Consider the following 658-nt stretch of genomic DNA (forward strand, 5'->3'; position numbering starts at 1 on the left):
TACCAGGCGGACGGCGAGCCTATGCCTGGTGAACTGGCGGTTTATCGGAGGCTGGTGGCGGCGTGATGCAATCTGCTCGCAAGCAAATCTTGGCGGAGGCAGACGCCTTCCTGAGGAAACATCCCGAACCGAAGCAAGCCGCGGTGCGCGTTCGTTACCGTGGCGGCAGGCCGACGCTGAATTGGCTGAAAAAGCATGACGCTGCAGGCGCAGCCGCACTGTGGCTCATAGCGCGCGAGCGGTTGCCGCTGGCCGCCAACGACAACTATGTTGCGGAGGGCCTTTCCGTCGACCGCAGCCGCAAGGACGGCAGGCCGCGCGGGAAGAACCCAGATCCGCGATCACTCGACGCGTATCTCGCTCTGCCGGCGACACAGCCGCGGCTCGGAGACGACGCAGCGCCACAGCCGGCACGGCTTGGCCAGTGGGACGGCGACTCGCGCGGAATAACCGTTAAGCCGCAGAGGGACGTGTTCGAATACCATCCGGGTTGTCGGTTTGGCTTTTGCGCCCCGGTGATCGCGGACGGTGCCTTCTTTATTGGTGCAATCGGTGGCCTCGGTCGCCCCAAGGCGGGTAAGCAGCGTGGCGACATAAGACAAGTCGAGCGGCCCGAAATGCCTTCGCTGCCGCCGGCGGTAGAAAAGGTGATCGAAGT

1 protein-coding gene is annotated in these 658 nt (G+C 64.1%); it reads left to right on the forward strand.

From position 1 onward, the window contains the following. Window positions 1-242: 242 nt before the first annotated feature. On the forward strand, window positions 243-658 hold a 416-nt coding region (locus EOA75_RS33535; RefSeq protein ID WP_164747789.1), incomplete at its 3' end, for a hypothetical protein.

Source organism: Mesorhizobium sp. M1A.F.Ca.IN.022.07.1.1 (assembly GCF_003997575.1).
Classification (GTDB): Bacteria; Pseudomonadota; Alphaproteobacteria; order Rhizobiales; family Rhizobiaceae; genus Mesorhizobium.